Source organism: Anaerolinea thermolimosa, assembly GCF_001050195.2.
GTDB lineage: Bacteria > Chloroflexota > Anaerolineae > Anaerolineales > Anaerolineaceae > Anaerolinea > Anaerolinea thermolimosa.
Window position 1 is genome coordinate 1,419,284 of record NZ_DF967965.1, and the last position, 21,928, is coordinate 1,441,211.

The window sequence follows — 21,928 nt, forward strand, 5'->3', positions numbered from 1 at the left end:
TGCTATAATTCAAAGAATGAATAGGCTGAACGTTTTTTACAAAAATGAAGGAATAGGAGACCTGGCTTTTGCGCTGGTCGTCCTTGCCGCCCTTTTTTCAACATTCAGCCATGTCAGCGAAATTTCAACCCTCTGGATGATTACGATTATCCTGCTTGGGATCGTTTATATCGGTATTGGTGTATACGGGTACGCATATATCTCCAATCGAAACAACCTCTGGGAGAAAATGGTGTATTTCATCCTGCAAATTGTGATTGGAAATGCCATTCTCTTCTGGGGCGGAGCCACAGGGTTTAACGCGATGATCCTGTTGCCACTGGTGGGGCAAAGCGCAGTCATTCTTGAAGAAAATTGGCGATTTTTTATTAATGGTCTTGTGGCTGTTTCCTACACTCTGGTGTTGCGAGGGTATTCAGGAAATTGGGATTCTGTTCTAACCAATCTTCCACTCTTCATTGCCGCCCAAATTTTTGTCTTGATTTTTGTTCGCATGGCGGTTTCAGAAGACCAGGCCAAAAGAGAAATTCAACAACTGGCCGAACACCTCACCGAAGCTAATCAGCAGCTTCGTCAGTATGCCGCACAGGTAGAAGAGCTTGCCATTGAGCGCGAACGAAACCGTGTAGCAAGAGAGATCCATGATGGAATTGGGCATCATCTCACCGCATTAAACATGCAAATTAAAGCCGCTCAGGCGGTCTTGCCCACAGATTCACAGCGCTGCATGGAATTACTTCAGAACGCCGAAAAGATTACCCAGCGAGCATTACTGGATGTTCGCCAGTCCGTGGCTGCCATACGCGAAAATCCATCAGATACCCCGAGTGTGCTCAACCAGATTCCTAAAATTATAAAAGAAGCCCAAACAGCCGGTCTTATTACTCAATTTAAACTGGTAGGTCACCCCCGAAATCTGCCTCCAGAGATGAATTTAACCCTTCTTCGGGTTGTTCAAGAAAGCATTAGTAACACCCTGAAGCATGCCCAGGCGACAACATATACATTCCTGATAGATTTCACAAATGAGCACGAAATTCTTGTAAAAGCCTGGGATGACGGCATTGGAAGCGAAGATATCCGAGGTGGATTTGGATTAGTTGGGATGCGTGAACGGGTTAATCTTTTGGACGGGATGTTCCAGATTCATTCGGAAAGAGGAAAAGGGTTTGAAATAGAAATCAGGTTACCAGGATAAAATGACGATAAAAATTCTTGTAGTCGATGACCAGGCGTTATTCCGGGAAGGTCTACGAACCTTACTCTCTGTTTATGAAGACTTTGAAGTCGTTGGTGAAGCCGCCAATGGAGAAGAAGCGTTGCGGTTAGCCGTTCAATTACACCCGGATGTGGTGTTAATGGATTTGCGAATGCCAGTTCTCGATGGAGTACGAACCACAAGCCTGCTCAAAGAAAGTTTACCCTCCTGTAAGGTAATTGTGCTCACAACATTTGATGATGACGAACTGGTATTTGATGGATTACGCGCAGGAGCGATTGGATATCTCTTGAAAGATGTTTCTTCCAGCAAATTGGTTGAGGCTATCCGTGCCGCATCCAGGGGAGAATATTTTTTGCTTCCTGCGATCACGGCCAAAGTAATCGCTGAGTTCTCGAAAATCCCCCGCTCCACCTCCAATCGCACCCCCGAAATGATAGATGCTCTTTCCCCAAGAGAATTAGAGATCCTCTTACTGGTTGCTTCTGGTGACAGTAATAAGGAAATCGCAGAAAAACTGGTCATTTCTGAGGGGACGGTTAAGAATCATCTGTCTAGTATCCTGTCTAAATTAAACGCCAGAGATCGTCTCCAGGCGGTAATTCGGGCTCGCGAACTGGGTATAATCCCTTAAGACCGAAGGCAAATCTATTGAAATTGTGACTGAAGTCACATCTCAATTTCATCAAAAATGATATTCTTTAAGAACCATGCATAAACGATGGGTTGTTGTAAAACAAACGTTTCAATCCTGGCAAAGTCTGGTGGGGTTGTCTTTGATTCTGGGCGGTGGGGTAGCCCTGTTCGGGCTGGCAATTCAATCTAACCTGGTAACAGTTTTTTCTTTTCTGGCTGCAGCTCTGGTATTAATCAGCGGGGGGCAATTTCTGAAAATGCCCGGGTTGTTAATCGCCGGCTGGTTAACAGCCGGTTTTTGGCTTGGGCTGTCCTATACGATTATTCCTGCGCCTGTGGAGTCTTTTTGGGGAATCGCCGCCAGGGTATGCACAGGCACAGGACTTGGCTTTTTGGGTATTTCCATCTCAATCCCTAAGATGACCCGTCGAGAAAGCTGGTGGGCACTTTTTCCGGCTGTAATATTATTAACCACAGGTGTGGGATTGATGACTCAACCCATTTCCTGGTGGCGCATCACCCTCCTCACCTCTGTTGGGTTGGGAGTCCTTTTTACTTTACTGGGTATAAAAAAGAAATGGCTCGGCTTTATTATCCCTGGAAGTTTATTAAGCTTCGCCGGGATTGGGGTTGCTATTCCATGGGGATGGAATCATCCAGGGAATGCGCTTACCAAAACAGGTACCATGCTTGTTTCCTTTGCCTTTGGTTGGTTACTCATCACCTTGTTTTCCAGATTAGTTTGGCGTAAAACAATCTGGTGGCCATTAATACCGGGAGGGGTGCTGGCTGTTGTGGGATGGGCTTTGTTTATCAGCGGCGACCCAAGCCGTGCCCTGGAATTCATCGGAAATACCAGTTCTGTAACGCTAATCATTTTGGGTATTTATCTCTTGCTCCTGCGGCGAAGTATTCAAAAAAAACAATGAATTCAACCTTCCATTCGGATCGTTAATCTGTTATGATAAAGGAAACAACGGCGACCCCGGTAGTTTTTCCGGGGTCGTTCTCTGTGAGTAAGGTAAGGAAGACTTATGCAGGTTGAACGTACGGATATTCGAAATATTGCCATTATTGCTCATGTAGACCATGGGAAGACAACTCTCGTAGATGCCATGTTGAGGCAAGCCCGTGTTTTCCGTGAGAACCAACTGGTCATGGAACGCGTAATGGATTCGAATGCTCTGGAAAGGGAGCGCGGGATTACCATTCTGGCTAAGAATACCGCTATAACCATTCCTGATCCGCAAACCGGTTTATTGGTGAAAATCAACATTGTGGATACACCCGGTCATGCTGACTTTGGTGGAGAAGTAGAACGGGTCATGAATATGGTAGATGGGGTTTTGCTCCTGGTCGATGCCGCAGAAGGCCCCATGCCACAAACCCGCTTTGTATTAAAAAAGGCTCTCGAAATGGGGCATAAAGCGATCGTGGTCATCAATAAAATGGATCGAAAAGATGCAGACCCTGACCGTACTCTTAACAATACCTTCGATCTCTTTGTAGAGCTGGGTGCAAGCGAGGAACAAGCCGACTTCCCTGTTATTTACACGCATGGGATTGCTGGTCAGGCTGGTACTACACCTGATCTTGGTCCAGACCTGAGGCCTCTTTTTGAATCCATTCTCCGGTATATACCCGGTCCCAAAGTTGATCTCGAAGCTCCTTTCCAAATGCTGGTAACCAACCTGGCTTATGATGAATATCGAGGAATGACAGCCATTGGCCGTATATCTGCCGGCAAGGTTCACGCCGGTCAACCGATCGCTCGAATTTTAACCGATGGGAAAATTCTACCCGAACGCGCCCGCTACCTTTTTATTCATCAGGGGCTGGAAAGAATTGAAGTGGAACGCGCAGAAGCCGGTGAAATTGTGGCAATCTCTGGCCTGGAAGGAATTGCCATTGGTGAAACCCTGAGCGATCCCGATAACCCGCATCAACTTCCGCCCATTCAGGTCGAAGAGCCCACAGTCAGAATGACTTTCAGCGTCAATACTTCACCTCTGGCAGGCCGGGAAGGAAAATGGAGTACCTCGCGCAAGCTACGCGAACGCCTCGAAAATGAGATACGCAATAACGTGGCTTTGCGCATGGAAGAGACCGATTCTTCGGATACTTTCATTATTTCAGGCAGGGGAGAATTACAACTTGCCATTCTCATCGAGACAATGCGTCGAGAAGGCTACGAATTCCAGGTATCGCGTCCAGAAGCGATTATGAAAGAGTCGGAATCCGGGCAAATCCTGGAGCCATTCGAAGAATTGCATATTGATACTCACCCTGACACTGTAGGTACCGTGGTTGAAATGCTTGGGGAACGCAGAGGAATCATGCTGGATATGTCAAACAATCCAGATAACACGGTACACCTCAAATACTTGATCCCGACAAGAGGATTGCTTGGTTTTCGGTATCAGTTCCTTACCGCTACACGTGGGATGGGGGTAATGAATACTATTTTCCATGGCTACAAGCCCATGGCTGGAGCCATCGCTTCTCGGAACAGCCACTCCATTGTTGCCTGGGAAGCCGGGGTGACAACCAACTACGGTTTAAAAAATGCCGAAGAGCGTGGCATTCTTTTCCTTGGAGCTGGTATTGAAGTTTATGAAGGGATGGTGGTCGGAGAAACCCTTCGAGGATCCGATGTGGTAGTGAACGTATGCAAGAAGAAACACCTCACCAATATGCGATCTTCCAACAAAGATATTGAGGTGCGCTTAACCCCGCCCAGAGATTTGAGCCTTGATGAAGCCATCGAATACCTCGCCGAAGATGAACTCCTAGAGGTTACCCCTCTTCATTACCGCATTCGCAAGAAGATCCTGAACACCGAAGAACGTGGAAAACAGGCAAAACGAGAGAAAGAGTTCTTTGCGGTTGAGTAAATGCATGAAAACTTGACCGTTACCTATTATTTCCTCGCAGGTCGTTTCTTCCTGAATCTTTCCAGAATATACTTCTTTATTTGTTGATAAATCATCATCATCAATAGCAAGATCAAAAATCCCGCAATGGTCCACCCCACTGGCGGGGTTTTCTCTGTTAATTCCCGCACCAGGGGATTATTCACAGTGGGTGTCGGATTCTTTAAAATAAAATCGATCGCTTGGCTGAAGAAGCTGTTAAACATGAGGTGTATTTTAGCCTGAATTCTAAATTACGTTTCAGTATACCAAAAAGTTTTCTGCCTCAACCTGTTGTACAATGAAGGATATCTGACAGATTTGAAACCGATCGCTGATTGATTCTGGAGAATAGGATGATTAGAAAGACCTCTGCAGTTCTTCTGCTCCAAAGAACAGACTGGTTTGAATCCACCAAGAACGAAGAGGCATTGATCGAGCTCAATGAAGATGCTGATCGGGTTGTATTACAGTTAACCTCCTTTCTCGACATTCTATGTGTCAGGTCTATATCAACTCCTCAAACAGCCGAAGCCGTTTCGGTCGAACTGCGTTCTTTGGATACAGATTTAATTATCCTGGTCTACCAGACCAGGATAGATCATACCTTCCTCGAAAAGGTCTTGCTTGGGGTTGGCAACCGACCTTTGATCGTCTGGTGTTATCTTCCCTGGAGAAAAGTTCCACGCCCGATAACCTATGAGATGCTGGTCAAAGGGGCTAGCTTTTCCAACATGGCGTTTTCTCTGGCCCATCTCCGTGAAATGGGGGTACCCCACTTTGCGGTGTTCGGGTCTGTAGACGACCCCCATGTGATTCAGGCAATAAAAACCTTCTCTCATGCTGCACAGATTTCCTGCGATATACATCGAATCAAGCTGGGAATCCTCACACCCGAAATAGCCCGGGATTATAACCTGGAAGATCAAACCGGTTTGATCCTTGGTATACAACCAATCTTCGTTCCTTTTTCTTTGCTTTCAGAAACACTCTTGAAGATTACAGAAGAACAGGTAAATCGTTATCTTGAGGACCTCCAAAAAATTTCGGTCGAATCGATGATTACAGTAGATACCTTGAGAAAGGCAGCCAGAATTCAAGTGGGATTGGCTTGTCTGGCTGATACAATGAACTTGGATTTTCTGGCAATTCCCAGACACGACCCTGTATTCCGGCAACAATTCGGCATTTGCGCTGGCTTACCCCCAGCCAGATTCCTTCGACCTGAGCCTTTTTTAATCCCATCTACTGACCCTGATGCCATAGCCGCCAGTGTTATTCTCGACCTCATTGGCTGTGGCCAGCCCTGTTTTCTTATGGAGATGTGGTTTTATGATCAGGCTAAAAACATTGTCGTTGGGGGAAGTGGAGGAGCGCAATCACCGTTCGGCATATCTGACGAAGAGTTGCTCATTTTGGGAGACTATGAATGTCAGCGGGGTGACCCTGATGGAGGAGCACAGATCGAATTTATCACTCGACCCGGAAGAGTAACCCTCCTTCAAATTCAAAAAGCCAGAGATAAATTCCGTGCCATCGGCTTATCAGGGGTTTGCCTTGAAAGTGTGCCATGGGTAGAGGGAATCCCTCATGCCGTTGTACGTTTGGATTGCAACATAGATAAACTTCTCGATCGGATTTCAACGACCGGTGGAAGTCGTTTCTGGACCATGATTTATGGAAGTCATTTAACCGAAATTCGAGCATTGTTTGATCTTCTGGCTATTGAAATGGAGTTGCTTTCAGATTAAAAATTTCGGAGGGGTAATGAAAAGAAAACGCGGATCGATGGTCGTTGGTTTTCTACTGGTGCTTGCAGGAGTGGCATGGATTGCCCATCAATACTTTCCTCAATATTTTCAATGGCTTCCCAGAGACTGGGTATGGCCCTACTATATCATCACAGTCGGGGGAATCTTCATTTTGGTGGCTCTCTTGGCAGGCACTGGAGGGTTGGCAGTACCGGGTTGTATCATCACAACAATTGGCGGAATTTTATATTACCAAACAACAACCGGTGACTGGGAATCCTGGTCATTCATCTGGCTCTTGATCCCTGCCTCAGTGGGCATTGGTCTAATAGTGTCCGCATTGATAGACAAACACTGGAACGTCCTCAGAGTAGGTTTCTGGCTGGCTGTAGCGAATCTGATTGTGTTCTCGATTTTCTGGCTGGCTTTCCGCGGTAGCCAGGGAATTTTAGCCAAATACTGGCCGGTTTTATTAATCCTGGCGGGGATCATCTTCCTGATCGAATCATGGAAGCCCCGCCGCCAAATTGGATAAGGAGTGATTATGGAAACCCTGCCGATTTTTCTACCGTTACCCAAGAAAGTAACTTATCGTAGCGGTAAATTTCACCTTCAGTCTAACGGATTGATCTGGCTTGATCACGATAAACCCGTTGAGATTAAAAAAGCAGCTCTCCTTTTCAAGGAGAAACTTTTGCAGCGAGAAAGTCTCCAGTGGGAAATCGTTGCTGGCCGAATTCCTGACCATCTCGCTTCGATCGTCTTACAGATAAACCCGCATTTAATTCCTTACCCTCAGGGGTACCAAATTGATATATCGCCGGAGAAGGTGTTGATCATTGGTCATGACCCTGCTGGGGTTTTCTATGCAATAACCACCCTTCTTCAGCTACTTCAACAAGAAGGGGCTACCTGGCCCTGCCTTGAAATGGTCGACTGGCCCGATTATCCCGTTCGCGGAGTCATGCTGGATATTAGTCGGGATAAAGTTTATAAAATGGAGACTCTTTATGAGTTGGTTGACCGGTTGGCGACATGGAAAATAAATCAGCTCCAACTTTATACCGAGCATACCTTTGCTTACCGCAATCACCCTGAAGTATGGGAAAACGCCTCTCCAATGAAAGGGGAAGAAATCCTCCTTCTTGACCAGTATTGCCAGGAGCGCTTCATCGAGTTGGTAGCAAACCAGAACTCTTTCGGGCATATGGAACGATGGTTAAAACACCCTCGATATGCCCATCTTGCCGAGATTCACGGCGAATTTGAAGTGCCCTGGGGGGTCATGCAAGGGCCTTTCAGCCTTTCTCCTGTCGAGCCAGGCTCATTCGAGCTGATCCGTAGTCTGTACGATGAACTACTCCCCCATTTCACCAGCCCAATGGTCAATGTTGGGTGCGATGAAACCTTCGATCTGGGCGCCGGAAAAAGTAAACAAATTTGCCAGGAAAAAGGCGTAGGCCAGGTATACCTGGATTACCTCCTGAAAATTTATAACGAGCTAAAAACTCGCGGGAAAATAATGCAATTCTGGGGAGATATCATCATTCAACATCCCGATCTGGTGAAGCAACTCCCTGAAGATGTAATTGCACTCGAATGGGGTTACGAAGCCGACCATCCTTTCGATGAACACGGAGAACTTTTTGCTGCTTCAGGAGTGCCTTTTTATGTATGCCCGGGGACATCATCCTGGAACTCGATAGCTGGTCGAACTGATAACTGTCTCGCCAATCTCTCGAATGCTACACGAAACGGCTTGAAACATGGAGCAAAGGGGGTTCTTAATACCGACTGGGGAGACAACGGTCACTGGCAGGTTTTACCGGTTAGTTTTCTGGGTTTGGCAATGGGAGCAGCCAATTCATGGAACATCCATTCATCCGAATCCATTCCTGTTAAAGAGGCCATAAGTCTGTTTGCATTCGATGACTCCACAGGAACAATGGGATCCGTGATGTTCGAATTGGGGAATCTTTATCGCAAGGCTGGTTATGAGCCAGCCAATGCCAGTGCTCTGTTTGGATTAATGCAAATGCCTCTATCGGAAATTAAAAGTCATCCCGCACTTAATCCTCACCTGCTCTACCAATGTGTAGAAGAAATCCAAGCCATTATTGAGAGTTTGAAAAATGAAAAAATGGAAAGGAAGGATGCTCCTCTGATCCGTGAAGAAATTCAACTCACAGCCAATAAATCAGCTCCAACTTTATACCGAGCATACCTTTGCTTACCGCAATCACCCTGAAGTATGGGAAAACGCCTCTCCAATGAAAGGGGAAGAAATCCTCCTTCTTGACCAGTATTGCCAGGAGCGCTTCATCGAGTTGGTAGCAAACCAGAACTCTTTCGGGCATATGGAACGATGGTTAAAACACCCTCGATATGCCCATCTTGCCGAGATTCACGGCGAATTTGAAGTGCCCTGGGGGGTCATGCAAGGGCCTTTCAGCCTTTCTCCTGTCGAGCCAGGCTCATTCGAGCTGATCCGTAGTCTGTACGATGAACTACTCCCCCATTTCACCAGCCCAATGGTCAATGTTGGGTGCGATGAAACCTTCGATCTGGGCGCCGGAAAAAGTAAACAAATTTGCCAGGAAAAAGGCGTAGGCCAGGTATACCTGGATTACCTCCTGAAAATTTATAACGAGCTAAAAACTCGCGGGAAAATAATGCAATTCTGGGGAGATATCATCATTCAACATCCCGATCTGGTGAAGCAACTCCCTGAAGATGTAATTGCACTCGAATGGGGTTACGAAGCCGACCATCCTTTCGATGAACACGGAGAACTTTTTGCTGCTTCAGGAGTGCCTTTTTATGTATGCCCGGGGACATCATCCTGGAACTCGATAGCTGGTCGAACTGATAACTGTCTCGCCAATCTCTCGAATGCTACACGAAACGGCTTGAAACATGGAGCAAAGGGGGTTCTTAATACCGACTGGGGAGACAACGGTCACTGGCAGGTTTTACCGGTTAGTTTTCTGGGTTTGGCAATGGGAGCAGCCAATTCATGGAACATCCATTCATCCGAATCCATTCCTGTTAAAGAGGCCATAAGTCTGTTTGCATTCGATGACTCCACAGGAACAATGGGATCCGTGATGTTCGAATTGGGGAATCTTTATCGCAAGGCTGGTTATGAGCCAGCCAATGCCAGTGCTCTGTTTGGATTAATGCAAATGCCTCTATCGGAAATTAAAAGTCATCCCGCACTTAATCCTCACCTGCTCTACCAATGTGTAGAAGAAATCCAAGCCATTATTGAGAGTTTGAAAAATGAAAAAATGGAAAGGAAGGATGCTCCTCTGATCCGTGAAGAAATTCAACTCACAGCCAATATGCTTCGGCATGCCTGCTGGCGCGGTCTTCATGCAGCAGATCATCCTGATGCCCCATCAAAACAGGCTCTCGAAGCTCACCTTCAGGAAATTTTATCGCTTTATCGTTTTATTTGGCTGCAGCGTAACCGGCCAGGTGGCCTGACGGATAGTATCGGGAGGCTGGAAAAGCTCCGAAAAGAATATCTATAATCATTTGGGAGGGGGGCAACCCCCTCCCTTGCTAAAAAATGGTTTGATTTATCCCGAGATTGATGCAAATCTGGCGAATCTCATCTTCAGTAAGCCCTTGAGCGGTAGAATGATTAACCAGGTCCATATATTCATAATGGGCGGCGGTCTCAGCATATTCAATTCGGTCAGTCGCGCGTTTCACGGATTGGTCAGAGCGAGACACAACCCCGTGTTTCGACCATACTACCAGCCTGTGGTGACGAAGCATTTCTTTAGTGTGAGTCATCAGATCGTTGGAACCCGGAACAAGAAAAGGAACCACGCCAATACCCTCTGGCAAATTAACGATGGCTTCCGGTTGCCAGCGGAGCAGGTGTCGATTCAGGTAGTAAAAATCCTGGTAGATTTTGATATGACTGAGATAGGTTAAATAAAGGGGTTGAGCATGAACAAAGGTATTGAAGTTTGTGCCCGAATTTAGAAACTGGTCTTCATGGATGGCTAGATGTGAATTTAATTCGGAAGTAAGGCGGGTGAAAAGCCGACGTGGAGAAGTATAAAGAATGGCCGTTTTCCCACCCGACTCGACTTTTAATACCCCCAGGTTAGCAATTGGGTCCATACGGATCTCGCGTAATCGTCGCCCAGACCCGGTAACCAGAAGGGTACAACCAGCCAGGCCGGGCACCGGCTGAGGTAACTCGATCTGTTCTTCCAGAGGAAACTTACGCCGTACATCTAATGGCCATCCAAGGCAAATTGAGATATTTCCAGCAGCGCCTTCCGTCGCCCCAATATCAGACAAACGGGCGCCGGCATCCCCGATAGCTGTTACCAGCTCGTCTAAATCAGGAAAAGGTGCCTCAAGAGCCATTTCCCTATTCCTTTCCAATCACTTTCTGGATGTTTATCGCCATGGCATGGGCTTCTACCGGGCGCAACAGGCCGATTTCCAGATCAAAATGGAACTTTTCTCCAGCTTCCAGAGTGCGCACATTCCCTTTCGCTTTTTCGGCTGTATACCCCTCAGGCTCTGCGGTAGCAGGAAGGTTTATCCCCAGTGCATCCTGGTCTGGCGTCCGGCAAATCCATCGAACTCCTTTGCTTAATTGGTCAGGGCGGTGCCGAATATAATCAGCCGTGCCATCGGGGTGCAATTGCATACTGTGTGCCCAGCCAGTTTCATCGGCCAGATAATCGATGATAAAAACAACCTCAGGATCGAATAATAAACCCGGTTTCAATTCGTGATGAATCGTTGGATCCCTGGACAATTCCTCCAAAAATTCGCGGTATCCGGGTTTGGGCTTTATATGAGAAGGAATACTTTTTCTCACACGTACATGCTGTGGAGTGGCGACTGCAGTGTAGTATAGCTTTCCATAATCCACTGGACGAAAATTTACGTGCGCCAGATACATATATTCCATAGAAGTAGCTTTTAGGTTGGTAACAGTCATTGATACATCCAACAAAGCTGATCCAGCATATAGCCGTACCTCCGGTTCAGCTTTATAGTTGGTATTAAATGCAACCGTATGGGTATATTCCCCTCTTAATCCAATATATTCACCTTTTGAATGATTACCAATGATCAGACTGGCGGAATCATACGGTGCATTCGGCAACTCACCGTGCAATGGATGAGTGTCTTCTGCTGAGGGCACTCCCATGGCAGTGAAGCCACAATGAATGAAAAAGGCCCCGTAGGTTTCTAAATATACCCGGGTCGGTCGTGGCTGGGGAAACATAGAACGCATGGTGAGGTTACGCCCGTCAAAAATTGCAGACCAGATTTGTTGTCCCTGGAAAGGCAAAAGAACAATTTCGCCCCGGCTATTTTGGATTTTCAAACCAGAGACTCCGGTCTGAAACTGAAAAGTTTTTACAGAAAATTCGCCCACCCGCAGTAGTAAGTGTTCCACAGGTTGAAACATCTCTTTGGTCAAATGAATCACCGTTTCCATATTCAGTTACCTCCTGCGTTCATGCAATGATGATCTGCAATCCAACTTGTTGAAATTGATCCTGAAATTCAGATGAGATTCTTGAGTCCGTAATCAGAAGGTGAATCGAATGAATGTCAGCGAATGGATAAAGCCCTGCCAAACCGATCTTGCTACTATCCATAACAGCTATTACCTGCTTGCTGTAACGAATCAATTCACGCTTGACCATCCCCTCTTGTTCATTCAATTCGGCAAGTCCTTCATCCAGCGTTAATCCTCGAGCAGAGATAAATGCCTTGTTAATATGAAAACCTTCAAGCATCCTCCGGAACGGCAACCCCACAAAGGATAATGCTTCGCGCCGAAGGAAACCACCTGTTTGGATCACAGTCACCCCTGGCACCTCAAGGAAATGGTTAACAATAGCGAGGCCGTTGGTAATAACTGTCAAATCAGCCACATGGTGAAGATTACGGGCAATAGATAGGGCCGTTGTTGACGCATCCAGTGCTATGACATCCCCATCTTTTACCAAGCCTGCAGCTACCCGGCCAATACGTTCCTTTTCCGGCGAGTGTTGCCCGAGCCGAATATCAAAGCTTAAATCGGTATGATTCGAGGATAGGACAGGTATTGCCCCACCATGGGTTCGGGTTAACTGATTTTTAGACGCAAGATATTGCAGATCGTTTCGAATAGTAACCTGTGAAATTCCCAGAGATCGGCTAAGATCTTCAACCGAAATTCTTCCCTCTCGTTCTAATGCAGCAAGAATAATTCGATGACGTTCCTCGGGATAAAGCCTCGTTTTCATATAACTCAATATATTATCATGATTTACTACCGCGTCCTGTAAATTGACCGAGACAGGACGATCGCAACAAATAAAACCCCAAAAGCGATGGCAGATAATATCAAAACCAACTCATTGGCTCTGGCTGTGTCATTGGACTGAACTGCATCGTACAACGCCATGGAAAGGGTCTGGGTACGACCGGGGATATTCCCGGCTACCATCAGGGTGGTACCGAAATCTCCTATCGCGCGGAGAAACCCGAGCATCCCGCCAGCCACAACACCTCTCCAGGCAATTCCCAGATCGATATACCAGAACAATTGGGATCGAGAACATCCATCAACTCGTCCGGCATCTTCAATTTCCTGGCTAACTTCTGCAAAGCTGGTGCGAACAAGTTGCACAACCAGTGGAATAGCAGCGATTGTCGCAGCAAGAACGGCTCCCGGAAGAGCAAAAACAATTCGCAGGCCAATACGTTCTAAATATAGACCCAACCCCTGACGTCCGAATAAAAGCAAAAGATAATACCCAAGGACTGTGGGAGGGAAGACCAGGGCCAGAAGGGTTACACCTTCTATCAGCCATTTGAGTCGAAATTTACTTTTCTCAAGCAACCAGGCAATAGCGACCCCGATAACCAGTGCAATCCCGCTGGCATACGCAGAAACTTGAAGTGAAATCATCAACGGTGTTGAGTTCATGGTTCAACAGTTGGTTGACTTCCCGATACAAGTTGAATCTCATCCGGGAGAAGGAAACCATATTTACGCATAACAGGGCGTCCATCCACTCCATTGATAAAAGCGATAAAATTATTCGCCAGTTGCGGATTTTTGCAGTTAATCAGAACCGCAAGTGCCTGATCAAGCGGCGTATGAAGCGAATCATCAATCAGGGTCCAGGTTATTTCCGGAACATTCGCCACCGAAAGCGAGACGATCCCCACCTCAGCATCTCCGGTTTGCACATACTGGAGCGCCTGGCGTACATTTTCAGCGTAAACCAGTTTCGGCTGAAGCGACTCCCAAAGGCCAAGGGTCTGCAGGGCTTGCATTGCCGCAGTCCCGTAAGGAGCATGTTCTGGATTCGCGATCGTTATATGATGGATTTGAGGAGAAAGGAGGTCTTGCAGGGTGGTTGCATTAACACCAGACTCACGGTTGACCGCGAGTACGAGACGCCCTCGTGCATAGAGAGCTTGACTTTCAGGAATCACCAATCCGGATCTATTTAATCGATCAATATAAGAGGTATTTGCGGCGGCGATTAAATCAAAAGGGGCGCCATTTTCAATTTGCTGCACCAGTTGCCCCGTGGATCCGAACACCAGTGTCACTTTTACGCCGGTATTTTCTTCGTATAAATGCGCTATTTCTGTAAAGGCAAATTGCAAATCTGCCGCCGCCGCAACAGTAATCACCTCATCCTTCACCTGAGGAGTGGCTTTTTGGGGGTTAACCTGGCAACCCACAATAAAAATCGACAGGATAATCGCTAGCCGTATCACACGAGTGAAAATCACATGCTCTCCAATTCCAGTACAGAAGGCCAAATATGTTCAATCCAATCCAGTACACCATTGAGTTGACGTATTCTCAATTCCAGACCCATTTGGTTAAAAAGCTGGGTTGGAGGTATCCTTTGATACCTGGATTTCAACTCGGTGATCGCTGCTCTGATACACCCGACTTGCTCCTTGATTAATTGATCACACAATTCTCCACTTAACTGGCTCGCAAAATACATTCGGCTGATGAATTCAACCCGTATTGACCGCACACTTACCGGTGTAGGCTGGTAAAGCCAGGTAATAAATTCGCTTCTTCCCTGATCCGTTAAAGAATAAAGATCTCGGCCTCGTTTTTTCCCCTCATTCAGATGGGTTGAAATAATCAAACCATATCGGTTTAAGTTTTTCAATACGCTATACACCTGGCTCTGGCTTACATGCCAGACTTCATGCAGATCAGAAGAAAGACATTTATGAAGGTCATACCCATGCATCGGGTGAAAGTAAAGGAAGCCCATGATTACATATCTGGGAGATAAGCCGCCGATAGATGGGGAAAAAGATTGCATAATAATGCTGTACTCACTGGATGAGTATACATACAAGTATACCCCTCATTTAGAAACTTCACACGTTTTATAAAGCATTTCGATCAGCATTCGAGATACAATGAATAAAACGAATCGGTTGATGAAAGGAAGGAAAAAATGGATCACAGACAACGGTCAGGAAGAATAATAATTGCTCTTCTATTGATTCTAATGGGAGCAGTCGCCCTGTTTGCCAATTTAGGTATATTAACCCTACCCCTGGTGATTTCAGGCCCTAATTTAATCTGGATGATGTTGTTTGGATTGGGCGGAATCGCTTTCCTGGTATTATTCTTTACCGATCGGGCAAACTGGTGGGCAATTATACCTGGCCTGACTTTAGTAGCGTTAGCTATTCTCATAGGGGGATTGCTTCCTCGGCCACTGGAACAGTGGGCCGGAGCTATTTTCATCGGTCTCCTGTCTTTGAGTTTCTGGGGGGTATTTCTCAGCCGTAGAGAAAACTGGTGGGCAGTGATTCCAGCGGGAGTTCTCCTCTCGGTGGCAGCTTTAATTTCAGCTGCTGTATCTGGGCTGCAAAGTGAATTATCCGTCGCCATACTCTTCTTCGGGATGGGATTAACTTTCCTGTTGCTGAACTGGCTTCCATCCCCCGTACAGGGAAGCCGTTGGCCATTGATCCCGGCCGCAGTTTTGGCAATTTTAGGATTGTTTTTCTTGATCGGTGCCGGTCAATCTATCAATTGGCTTGTCGGGGTAATTCTCATCATCGCCGGAGCATGGATTTTCTATCGATCTTTCCGCGGGTAGAGAGGCTAGTCTCATCTTTTTCTCAAATTCATCGGGTATAATGCAAACGTGTTAATGAACGTATGATTAACCCGAACGATAACCTTTACCCCAAAGGACCTGTATCGTTTTATGCAAATCTTCAATATCGGCCCCGTAGAACTGATACTCATTCTTCTGATTATGTTCATCCTTCTCGGTCCAGAAGGAATGTTACGAACCGCACGCCAGATTGGTTCATGGATTCGAGCCCTCGTACGCTCCCCGGTATGGAGAGATATCATGGGATATTCCAAAGAAATCCGTGAACTCCCCACCAAGATTGTACGAGAAACGGGCCTGGACGAAGACCTGGAAGAAATCCGCAAGACTACCGCAGGGGTGGCAAAGGACCTCGAGACTACTGTAGATGAAGCTAACAAGGAAATCGAAAAATCGATTAAGGAAGCCAATCAACAGATTGAACAGTCCCTTAAGGAAACCGGGAAAGTAGAAGTAAGAATTGATCCCCGCCCGCCTTCAGAATCTCACCCCATTACCAGTCCGGTTTCCTCCGTAACATCGGCGTCTTCAAATAATGGAGGAGAACCAGCTACAATAAGCTCTCCACCCATCCCGCCAGCCCAAACCTACCATAAGTATTCATCGGCGGACGACGAAGAGGAAGAAGAGTAGGCTATAGGTATATAAGTAAACGAAAAGGTCCGGTCAGTAATTTCCGGACCTTTTATTTATTTATTGATCAGGATTTTCTTGATTACGCCGGTTTTGTTTGGGATTAGCAACATAGGCAAACAAACAGCTCAGTAAATACAGTAAGAAGAGGGGAACCATCAGAATGGACATGTTCACGGGATCAGGAGTAGGGGTCACTACTGCAGCAACAATAGCAATGATGACAATTGCGAACCGCCACTGTTTTAACAGGCTATGGGCTGTGACCAGATTCAACTTTGCAAGCAAAAAAACAACCAGCGGAGTCTCGAAGCTTACTCCAATCCAAAACATTAAATTGGTTACAAAATTAATGTAATTGGATAATCGAGGAAGTGTCTGCACACCCAGAACACTCACCAGAAATGGAATTGCAGCTGGAAGCATCACAAAATAAGAAAAGGCCACACCACTGACAAATAACAGAGTCGCTATTGGAATAAAGAAATAGAGCATCCTTTTTTCGTGCGGATACAGTCCTGGAGCAACAAACCAAAGAATTTGAAGCAAGATAAAAGGTAAAGCGAGAATAAAACCACTTAAAAGGGAAACCCGGAAAAAAACTCCAACATTTTCAGTAACTTCAATTGAAACAATATTTTTCAGTCCCCCAATTGGGCGGGCCAGGATCTCAATGGCATTTTGAGCAAACATAAAGCTAATCAGGGTTGTAACTACAAGAGATATTAATGCCCAGAAAAGCCGTGTTCGCAATTCGGAGACATGCTCCCAAATATCCATTTCCTTTGAGTTTGCCATGGATAATTTCCCTTAAAACGAGCTCAAAAAGGTTTAGCGAGAACCAATTGTAATCCAATCGTTCATGGATTGGGAAGAATAAGAAGATTATAAGTTGCCACACCCACGGAGGTAATATTGCTCGAATCGGATAAGGGTGTCCATTTGTGGAGGGGTAATATAAATAAAGGGACGGACTTTTTTAATTAGAGCCAGAGCATCCACTAAACTTAATCCTGTAGATATCAAATAAGCTGCGGCCATAGTTGGGGCACGCCCCACACCAGCTCCACAGTGAATATATACTTTTCCGCCATCGTCAATAATTCTTTGAATGAACTCAACCCCTGAAAACAATTGTTCCATCGAAGGGGCCTGATCATCAATGGTTGGGAGGTAACAGTAATATTGAGGAGCCAAACCCAACCTGGCATCATCTTTTTCAATCCTCAGGTTTACCACCGCATGGATTCCCTGTTTTTGGAGATATTTCAATCCATTATGTCGGTATTGTGGCCCAACAAAAATGCTCGAAGTTACCTGACTGAATTGGAGTAGGGGTATCCCGGTCAACAGGGGCACACCGCGCGCATAAAGCCAGAGTAAAGATGTACGAATTCCTTGATCCCTGATCCGGCGGCAAAGAATGTTCCAACCCTTCTTTATGGCATCTATCATCGAGCACTTACCTCCCTACACTCATAAAAGGATTGTTTTAACCCGGTTGATTCAAACTACGGGAGGAAGTTTTTCGATTGTTGCGGAGGACAAGAATAAAGATTACCGTTGAAACCAGCAAACTGATGAGAATGGCCAGCATCGTAATTCGAGGCCCAACAGGAATAAATAGCTGCCCTATGATCCATGGAAGAAACATTCCTCCCGAACTGGCCCCGACAAAGAACCAGCTTGTTATTTTGCCGGTAATTTGCATTTTTTGCTGGGCAAGATTAATCAAAGTGGGGAAAATGGAGGCCATGAAAATCCCGGTTCCTATCGTTCCAATAATTAATGCAGTTGGAGAATACGAAAACAGGTTAATGATTCCGAGGCTAAGTAAACATCCAGCAAGGTCAATACCCAGCATGACTCCTGGACGAAGGCGAGAGGCAATAGGAATGGCTAGAAGTCGGCCAATGGTAAGGGCTCCCCAGAATAATGAGGTGAGGTATGCAGCGGAGGTTTCTGTGCCAAGGCCCATGTTAATCGTATATGTATAAACCCAACCACCAAAGGATGACTCAGCACCCACATATAAGAAGAAGAACATCACCAAAAGTGCCAATAGATAAGTATTTGTACGACTCTCCAACGGACGAGACTCGTCTTTTTGAAATTGAGGGCTGGGAACTCGAACAATCCATGCGGCAATAGGAAGCATTATTAATCCCAATACCCAGTAAGCCCATCGATAACTCCCTGAAAGTGAGATAGCCTGGGCAACAATAACCGGAGAGAGAAGAGCCCCAATCCCAAAAGTAAAATGCAACCCATTCATATAAGGGCCGACTCGATCCTGATGCAACCAGACAAGTAAGGTGTTTCCCCCGACATCCACCGTTCCTTCCGTAAAACCAACGAGAAGGATCACAATTGCCAAAAGCCATAGGTAAGGGATCAAAGGGACAGCCATCAGGAGAGCACCGGCCAGGAACAAAGCCAGGCCCATCACCGGGTTTCCAGGCTTTTTATCATACAGACGTCCAGCGTTGATCGAACCAAGCAAGTAACCGAGAGACCGCATAACGAATAAAAAACTGATCCGAGAAATATCAGTTCGGGTAGTTTCAGCAAGTCCCGGGAGCGTTGGCCCTAAAGAGGCTGTGGTTAAACCAAGTGCAATAAAGGCTGCATAATAAATCAATGTTTTTATAATCATAAAGCCAGAGCGAGTTTCAAGGGCTTTCGGTTTGAGTTCATTCATGGAATCAGTCCTGGAATTTGAAAAGTTACAAAATTATACCCTGAGATATGTCTTGAATATCTCGATACTCTTGATAAACACTATGTTATGGTTTTCTTAATGAGGAAATTCCATCCCTATTCTGAGGGTTATTACCTGTATAATCAAACTCAACAGATAAGGATTTTATCCTATGGTTTCACCATCTTCCTTCAGACATAATGATGCATTAAGTGACTTTTACGATGCTCGAAGGAAAGCTACTTTTGAAGCCGTTTTAGCACGGATTCGCGGAAAATCCCCGACCTTGCTCCCCTATGACGAGATTCGATCAAAGCTTGGTGGTATTGAACAGGCACATCGAGAATTACAGGAGATTCCTCTGGATGCCATTATTGGTACCGTCAGCCGATATAATGACTTTACGCGTTCGCTTCTTCCCATGAACCCTTCAGATGGCAATCGCTGGGCGAATGTACGGGTTGCAGCCGAAACCCTGGAGGGTTTACCCCCCATTGAAGTCTATCAGGTCGGAGATGCCTATTTTATTTTAGATGGTCATCATCGCGCTTCAGTTGCACGCGAGTTGGGGGCTACCCATATTCAAGCCTACGTTCGTAAGGTGCAAACTCGGGTACCCCTTACTCCCGAGGACCAAATTGAGGATATTATCCTGAAAGCTGAATATACAGAATTCCTCAAACAAACCAGGCTTGATGAGTTACGCCCGGGAGCCAATCTTGTAGTAACTGCACCTGGGGTATACGAAAAACTCTTGGAACACATTTCCGTTCATCGGTATTTTCAAGGGATTGACGAAAACCGACCTGTTCCGTACGAAGAGGCAGTGGTTCACTGGTACGACACCGTCTATCAGCCAGTAGTAAAAATCATCCGGAGTCTAAATATCCTTCGGTATTTTCCTGGTAGAACCGAGACAGACCTTTACTTATGGATAACAGAACATCGAGCTTATCTGGAGAGCGAGCTGGGTTGGAAAATCAATTTAATAACCGCTGCCCAGGATTTATCGGATCGATTCAGCCCCAAGATGAAGCGTCTGATTCGCCGAATCGTTCGTCATCTGGTTGATTTATTAACTCCAGATGAACTGGAGCCAAGTATTCCGCCTGGTGAATGGCGGAAGCAGAGGGTTACCGATCCGAAGAATCCATCGTTATTTAACACGATTCTGATTGCTTTACCCGGGGATGAAGCCTCATGGAGAGCCATGGAAATGGCATTATTCGTGGCCTCGCTTGAAAAATCTTTTTTGGGAGGTCTCCATGTAGTCTCCGTCAGGCAATCGCCTCCTCACGATCAAATCCATAAATTAAAGGAAAAATTTCAACAGCTATGTGAAGAGAAAAATATCGAGGGAAATCTAACCATCGAGACCGGCGAAGTCTCACGTGTAATACTCGATCGTGCTCACTGGGCCGATTTACTGGTTCTACGCCTACTCTTTCCACCTCCTCTCAAGGTGTTCTCAAGGCTACGCTCAGGAATTCGGCAATTAATTCGGCTTAGCCCGGTCCCTTTATTAGTTTTTCCAGCAGGAGGAATTCCGGAATTCTCGGAAATTGTGCTGGCTTATGGTGGTGGACCTAGAGCTGACGAAGCCCTTTTCCTGGCTACTTATTTTTCCTCAAAACATCAGATTCCTTTACAGGTAATTACTGTGGATCGGGGCCGGCCGGGAGACAATACCCTTGAAGCAAAAGCCCGGGGTTATCTTGAGTCTCACAATATTCCTTCTGCCAGGTTTGTTCACCAGAGAGGAAACCCAGCCAGGGTCATTCTGGACTTTACACGGTATAAGTCGAATGCTTTAATCGTGATGGGAGGATATGAAGGAAATTTAATACGCGAGTTACTTTTTGGCAGTACCGTAGACCGGGTTTTATGGTCAACCAAGCATCCGGTTTTAATTTGCCACTAGCTTAACAAATCATCAGGCGATCCATATCCTTTACTATTCAAGACTAATCGCACTAATGCCTTTAACAGGAAGGCCTGATTGACAAACAAACGGGCAACATCCGAGCCGTCTTCCGGACTTCCTTCCCAGATATACATTCCCGCAGGTGTCAGAATTGTCAACCGCACCTCACCATCTGAAACTGGTTCTTCTGAATGAAATTGCTCCAGTTGCCCCATAGGTCGAGCCATTTGAATCCCCTCAAAAATCATGGGAGTGATCGTATCATCATAAGTATCCCAGAGAATCGTTCCTCCTTGATGGTTAATGTAACGAGCAGTTCCATCGGCATAGGTGGCAAATAAATCTGAGGTTTGATTTTCAATTGGAACCTCAATGATAATTCCTAATACTTTGTTAGCAATAGATGGGGGTGGAGTCTTCCCTAATCGTCGAAGATTGTGCCATGCCCAAAGTTCAATAAGAGACTCACGTGCAATCAAGGTAATTGCGCGCAGATACTTGGCAGCTTCTTGTAAGTTTCCACGATTCCATTCCAGATGAGCGGCTAAAATCAAAGTCCACGGAATCCGACTGATCTCATCTTCAACCAGTGTATCAGCTTCCTCCATGTTGCCCTGCTGGATCAGATCTACCGCATGAGCAAAATCATCGTCACGATCACTCGAAAGATTCATGACGATAGCCTCAAGATCCCAGTCCGGATAAATTAAAGAGCGATTTTGAAATGACACCACATACTTCCTTTCAAACTTGAGTATATCGAGACATTCTACTTTCTGTCAACTGTTATAAAAAGTAACCCTTAATTGCCCCTCCCTTCACAGGCACTGGTCGTTTCGAGTCTTGCTCAAAACTCGATAACACGACAAAAATAAAAAAACAGTGATCGTTCCAGTATTGGTAAAACATTGGTGAAGGAACAGGAATGAGGGCTACCCCCTGGCGAATTACCAGGGTTACGCCATCAAGTCAGCCAGGTGCAAACCACGGGCCA

22 protein-coding genes are annotated in these 21,928 nt (G+C 46.0%); 11 read left to right on the plus strand and 11 right to left on the minus strand.

Features of this window, described 5'->3' with window-relative positions:
* Positions 1–16: 16 nt before the first annotated feature.
* From ATHL_RS06420 to typA, 4 genes are all read left to right on the plus strand, one after another.
* Positions 17–1,198: a sensor histidine kinase gene (locus ATHL_RS06420; protein ID WP_062191040.1), complete on the plus strand. Its 1,182-nt coding sequence runs from the start codon at positions 17–19 to the stop codon at positions 1,196–1,198.
* A 1-nt stretch (position 1,199) separates the two neighbouring features.
* The gene (locus ATHL_RS06425) at positions 1,200–1,853 is read left to right on the plus strand and encodes a response regulator (RefSeq protein WP_062191042.1); all 654 of its coding nucleotides are present in this window, start codon (positions 1,200–1,202) and stop codon (positions 1,851–1,853) included.
* A 76-nt stretch (positions 1,854–1,929) separates the two neighbouring features.
* Positions 1,930–2,784, plus strand: coding sequence for a hypothetical protein (locus ATHL_RS06430; protein ID WP_062191044.1), 855 nt, complete (start codon positions 1,930–1,932; stop codon positions 2,782–2,784).
* Positions 2,785–2,889: 105 nt separating this feature from the next.
* Positions 2,890–4,749, plus strand: coding sequence for a translational GTPase TypA (gene typA, locus ATHL_RS06435; protein ID WP_062191046.1), 1,860 nt, complete (start codon positions 2,890–2,892; stop codon positions 4,747–4,749).
* A 26-nt stretch (positions 4,750–4,775) separates the two neighbouring features.
* Here typA and ATHL_RS06440 read toward each other — a convergent pair whose 3' ends face one another.
* Complete coding sequence (locus ATHL_RS06440) at positions 4,776–4,994, minus strand: hypothetical protein (protein WP_062191048.1); 219 nt, start codon at positions 4,992–4,994, stop codon at positions 4,776–4,778.
* Positions 4,995–5,123: 129 nt separating this feature from the next.
* On the opposite strand from ATHL_RS06440, the gene ATHL_RS06445 reads away from it, so the two are divergent.
* Genes ATHL_RS06445 through ATHL_RS06460 form a run of 4 tightly spaced genes read left to right on the plus strand, consistent with a single transcriptional unit; the run spans position 5,124 to position 10,054 of the window.
* The gene (locus ATHL_RS06445; protein WP_062191051.1) at positions 5,124–6,518 is read left to right on the plus strand and encodes a hypothetical protein; all 1,395 of its coding nucleotides are present in this window, start codon (positions 5,124–5,126) and stop codon (positions 6,516–6,518) included.
* Between the two features lie 16 nt (positions 6,519–6,534).
* Positions 6,535–7,053 carry a hypothetical protein gene (locus ATHL_RS06450; RefSeq protein ID WP_062191054.1) on the plus strand — a complete coding sequence of 173 codons (519 nt, stop codon included), beginning with the start codon at positions 6,535–6,537 and terminating at the stop codon, positions 7,051–7,053.
* A 9-nt stretch (positions 7,054–7,062) separates the two neighbouring features.
* On the plus strand, positions 7,063–8,766 hold the full coding sequence (locus tag ATHL_RS06455) for a glycoside hydrolase family 20 zincin-like fold domain-containing protein (RefSeq protein ID WP_062191057.1): 1,704 nt from the start codon (positions 7,063–7,065) through the stop codon (positions 8,764–8,766).
* Positions 8,767–8,788: 22 nt separating this feature from the next.
* Positions 8,789–10,054: a family 20 glycosylhydrolase gene (locus tag ATHL_RS06460; protein ID WP_062191060.1), complete on the plus strand. Its 1,266-nt coding sequence runs from the start codon at positions 8,789–8,791 to the stop codon at positions 10,052–10,054.
* 31 nt (positions 10,055–10,085) lie between these two features.
* On the opposite strand, the gene ATHL_RS06465 is transcribed toward ATHL_RS06460, so the two are convergent.
* The 6 genes from ATHL_RS06465 to ATHL_RS06490 are packed head-to-tail and all read right to left on the minus strand — an operon-like array spanning position 10,086 to position 14,863.
* On the minus strand, positions 10,086–10,910 hold the full coding sequence (locus tag ATHL_RS06465; RefSeq protein ID WP_062191063.1) for a class II aldolase/adducin family protein: 825 nt from the start codon (positions 10,908–10,910) through the stop codon (positions 10,086–10,088).
* Positions 10,911–10,914: 4 nt separating this feature from the next.
* The gene (locus ATHL_RS06470; RefSeq protein WP_062191067.1) at positions 10,915–12,003 is read right to left on the minus strand and encodes a DUF4432 family protein; all 1,089 of its coding nucleotides are present in this window, start codon (positions 12,001–12,003) and stop codon (positions 10,915–10,917) included.
* 19 nt (positions 12,004–12,022) lie between these two features.
* Positions 12,023–12,799, minus strand: coding sequence for a DeoR/GlpR family DNA-binding transcription regulator (locus ATHL_RS06475; protein ID WP_062191070.1), 777 nt, complete (start codon positions 12,797–12,799; stop codon positions 12,023–12,025).
* A gap of 26 nt (positions 12,800–12,825) precedes the next feature.
* Complete coding sequence (gene modB, locus ATHL_RS06480; protein WP_162787623.1) at positions 12,826–13,467, minus strand: molybdate ABC transporter permease subunit; 642 nt, start codon at positions 13,465–13,467, stop codon at positions 12,826–12,828.
* A 14-nt stretch (positions 13,468–13,481) separates the two neighbouring features.
* A complete protein-coding gene (gene modA / locus ATHL_RS06485) occupies positions 13,482–14,306 on the minus strand; it encodes a molybdate ABC transporter substrate-binding protein (protein ID WP_162787624.1) in 825 nt (274 codons plus the stop codon).
* Positions 14,303–14,863 carry a PadR family transcriptional regulator gene (locus tag ATHL_RS06490; RefSeq protein ID WP_162787625.1) on the minus strand — a complete coding sequence of 187 codons (561 nt, stop codon included), beginning with the start codon at positions 14,861–14,863 and terminating at the stop codon, positions 14,303–14,305. Before ATHL_RS06490 ends, modA begins: the two co-directional genes overlap by 4 nt.
* 138 nt (positions 14,864–15,001) lie before the next feature.
* On the opposite strand from ATHL_RS06490, the gene ATHL_RS06495 reads away from it, so the two are divergent.
* Together ATHL_RS06495 and ATHL_RS06500 are read left to right on the plus strand one after the other, a co-directional pair.
* Positions 15,002–15,655 carry a hypothetical protein gene (locus tag ATHL_RS06495; protein WP_162787626.1) on the plus strand — a complete coding sequence of 218 codons (654 nt, stop codon included), beginning with the start codon at positions 15,002–15,004 and terminating at the stop codon, positions 15,653–15,655.
* Positions 15,656–15,766: 111 nt separating this feature from the next.
* Positions 15,767–16,309: a twin-arginine translocase TatA/TatE family subunit gene (locus ATHL_RS06500; RefSeq protein ID WP_062191082.1), complete on the plus strand. Its 543-nt coding sequence runs from the start codon at positions 15,767–15,769 to the stop codon at positions 16,307–16,309.
* A 60-nt stretch (positions 16,310–16,369) separates the two neighbouring features.
* Here ATHL_RS06500 and tatC read toward each other — a convergent pair whose 3' ends face one another.
* The 3 genes from tatC to ATHL_RS06515 all read right to left on the minus strand — a co-directional run bounded on the left by tatC (position 16,370) and on the right by ATHL_RS06515 (position 19,010).
* Positions 16,370–17,107 (minus strand): twin-arginine translocase subunit TatC, encoded by a 738-nt coding sequence (tatC, locus tag ATHL_RS06505; protein ID WP_062191085.1) that lies wholly within the window; start codon positions 17,105–17,107, stop codon positions 16,370–16,372.
* Between the two features lie 87 nt (positions 17,108–17,194).
* Complete coding sequence (locus ATHL_RS06510) at positions 17,195–17,764, minus strand: protein-tyrosine phosphatase family protein (protein ID WP_062191088.1); 570 nt, start codon at positions 17,762–17,764, stop codon at positions 17,195–17,197.
* Positions 17,765–17,801: 37 nt separating this feature from the next.
* Positions 17,802–19,010 (minus strand): MFS transporter, encoded by a 1,209-nt coding sequence (locus ATHL_RS06515; protein WP_062191091.1) that lies wholly within the window; start codon positions 19,008–19,010, stop codon positions 17,802–17,804.
* 172 nt (positions 19,011–19,182) lie between these two features.
* Between ATHL_RS06515 and ATHL_RS06520 the strand changes: the two genes are divergently transcribed.
* Complete coding sequence (locus ATHL_RS06520) at positions 19,183–20,931, plus strand: universal stress protein (protein WP_062191094.1); 1,749 nt, start codon at positions 19,183–19,185, stop codon at positions 20,929–20,931.
* Here ATHL_RS06520 and ATHL_RS06525 read toward each other — a convergent pair.
* Positions 20,928–21,665, minus strand: a complete 738-nt coding sequence (locus ATHL_RS06525; protein WP_062191097.1) for a tetratricopeptide repeat protein — start codon at positions 21,663–21,665, stop codon at positions 20,928–20,930. The genes ATHL_RS06520 and ATHL_RS06525 overlap by 4 nt on opposite strands.
* Between the last annotated feature and the right edge of the window lie 263 nt (positions 21,666–21,928).

Bases quoted from the DNA above. Each gene is read 5' to 3' on its own strand.
- ATHL_RS06420 (WP_062191040.1), top strand. From the start codon at position 17: ATGAATAGGCTGAACGTTTTTTACAAAAATGAAGGAATAGGAGACCTG.
- ATHL_RS06425 (WP_062191042.1), top strand. From the start codon at position 1,200: ATGACGATAAAAATTCTTGTAGTCGATGACCAGGCGTTATTCCGGGAA.
- ATHL_RS06430 (WP_062191044.1), top strand. From the start codon at position 1,930: ATGCATAAACGATGGGTTGTTGTAAAACAAACGTTTCAATCCTGGCAA.
- typA (WP_062191046.1), top strand. From the start codon at position 2,890: ATGCAGGTTGAACGTACGGATATTCGAAATATTGCCATTATTGCTCAT.
- ATHL_RS06440 (WP_062191048.1), bottom strand. From the start codon at position 4,994: ATGTTTAACAGCTTCTTCAGCCAAGCGATCGATTTTATTTTAAAGAAT.
- ATHL_RS06445 (WP_062191051.1), top strand. From the start codon at position 5,124: ATGATTAGAAAGACCTCTGCAGTTCTTCTGCTCCAAAGAACAGACTGG.
- ATHL_RS06450 (WP_062191054.1), top strand. From the start codon at position 6,535: ATGAAAAGAAAACGCGGATCGATGGTCGTTGGTTTTCTACTGGTGCTT.
- ATHL_RS06455 (WP_062191057.1), top strand. From the start codon at position 7,063: ATGGAAACCCTGCCGATTTTTCTACCGTTACCCAAGAAAGTAACTTAT.
- ATHL_RS06460 (WP_062191060.1), top strand. From the start codon at position 8,789: ATGAAAGGGGAAGAAATCCTCCTTCTTGACCAGTATTGCCAGGAGCGC.
- ATHL_RS06465 (WP_062191063.1), bottom strand. From the start codon at position 10,910: ATGGCTCTTGAGGCACCTTTTCCTGATTTAGACGAGCTGGTAACAGCT.
- ATHL_RS06470 (WP_062191067.1), bottom strand. From the start codon at position 12,003: ATGGAAACGGTGATTCATTTGACCAAAGAGATGTTTCAACCTGTGGAA.
- ATHL_RS06475 (WP_062191070.1), bottom strand. From the start codon at position 12,799: ATGAAAACGAGGCTTTATCCCGAGGAACGTCATCGAATTATTCTTGCT.
- modB (WP_162787623.1), bottom strand. From the start codon at position 13,467: ATGATTTCACTTCAAGTTTCTGCGTATGCCAGCGGGATTGCACTGGTT.
- ATHL_RS06490 (WP_162787625.1), bottom strand. From the start codon at position 14,863: ATGCAATCTTTTTCCCCATCTATCGGCGGCTTATCTCCCAGATATGTA.
- ATHL_RS06495 (WP_162787626.1), top strand. From the start codon at position 15,002: ATGGATCACAGACAACGGTCAGGAAGAATAATAATTGCTCTTCTATTG.
- ATHL_RS06500 (WP_062191082.1), top strand. From the start codon at position 15,767: ATGCAAATCTTCAATATCGGCCCCGTAGAACTGATACTCATTCTTCTG.
- tatC (WP_062191085.1), bottom strand. From the start codon at position 17,107: ATGGCAAACTCAAAGGAAATGGATATTTGGGAGCATGTCTCCGAATTG.
- ATHL_RS06510 (WP_062191088.1), bottom strand. From the start codon at position 17,764: ATGATAGATGCCATAAAGAAGGGTTGGAACATTCTTTGCCGCCGGATC.
- ATHL_RS06515 (WP_062191091.1), bottom strand. From the start codon at position 19,010: ATGAATGAACTCAAACCGAAAGCCCTTGAAACTCGCTCTGGCTTTATG.
- ATHL_RS06520 (WP_062191094.1), top strand. From the start codon at position 19,183: ATGGTTTCACCATCTTCCTTCAGACATAATGATGCATTAAGTGACTTT.